This is a genomic window from Nonomuraea sp. NPDC003804 (assembly GCF_040610675.1).
Taxonomy (GTDB): Bacteria; Actinomycetota; Actinomycetes; order Streptosporangiales; family Streptosporangiaceae; genus Nonomuraea.
Map to the genome: position 1 here is coordinate 1 of NZ_JBEXMT010000144.1, position 1,027 is coordinate 1,027.

Sequence of the window (1,027 nt, forward strand, 5' to 3'; positions counted from 1 at the left end):
TGGCGGCCTGCTCCTCGTCGAAGGTCTTCTGCGCCTGCTCGATCAGGGTGAGGATGTCACCCATGTCGAGGATGCGGGAGGCCATCCGGTCGGGGCCGACGGGATGCGGTCGCCGTACATTCGGACCATCCGCAGGGCGGCCGTGAGCGTGATGTTCTGGCGGCCCCATTCCGGCCAGCCGGGCTCGCGGTTGTGGTGGTGATCAGCTGGCTGACGGTTCATGGCACCTCCGGGCGTGCGGCGAGCATGTCTGCCCATGCACCAAGCCTGTCGAACGTGTCATCGATCCGTTCGTTTCTGGGATAGCCAGCCTGCAACATGTCCTCAGTCGGCTCCACCGGCACCAGTACGTAGCCCTCCGGCGGCGTGAGGGCGGCGATGATGCAGCCCAACGCACGCCTGTCCGGCTTCTCCATGTACTGATTCGGATTCCGGATCACCACTGCTCGTCCACCCATGCCATCCGCCTCATACGCCGTGGCCAGCAGCTCCCGCGCCCGCTTCTCGATGGCGTCCATCACTTCACCCCCAGCGCAGCGCGCGCCTTGGCGTACTTCACCCGTAGGCGAGCCGCCGTTTCGGGGTCCAGCAGAGCCAATCGCGACTCGTCGCTGTTGTCGGCGATATCTGCCAACTTCACCTTGAGCGACAGCGGGCTCTGTCGAATGTTCCAGTAGTAGAACGCCTCACTCTTGTTCACGCCTCGCGTCAGATCGAACACAGCCTCCACCACGACCTGCGGGAACAGCAGGACCTGGGGCGCATAGGCCGGCTGGTCCTCCAGTACGTCGTGGAGCCAAGCCACCATTTCAGCGGCGTCATCGCCGGCAACCGCGGCCGCCACCCGACGCACATGCTCGATGTACGGCCGGCCAGCCTTGTCTGTTTGGGTGGCATGCGCCTCTTCCGCAAGCCACCGCGCCTCATTCACCCCCCTACCTGCAGACGACCCGAACGGCATGACCACCCGGCCCTCGCTGGCGGTCATCGGCACCGGCGGCCTGGCCAGAGCCGTCTGCTACGCCCT

At 65.7% G+C, this 1,027-nt stretch carries 2 protein-coding genes; both read right to left on the reverse strand.

Annotation, left to right across the window (positions count from 1 at the left end; genetic code table 11):
- Positions 1-218 precede the first annotated feature (218 nt).
- A complete protein-coding gene (locus ABZX22_RS45370; protein WP_354923624.1) occupies positions 219-518 on the reverse strand; it encodes a hypothetical protein in 300 nt (99 codons plus the stop codon).
- Entirely contained in the window at positions 518-931 is a 414-nt protein-coding gene (locus tag ABZX22_RS45375) for a guanosine-3',5'-bis(diphosphate) 3'-pyrophosphohydrolase (RefSeq protein ID WP_354923627.1), read from the reverse strand. The genes ABZX22_RS45370 and ABZX22_RS45375 overlap by 1 nt, the downstream gene beginning before the upstream one ends.
- Positions 932-1,027 lie beyond the last annotated feature (96 nt).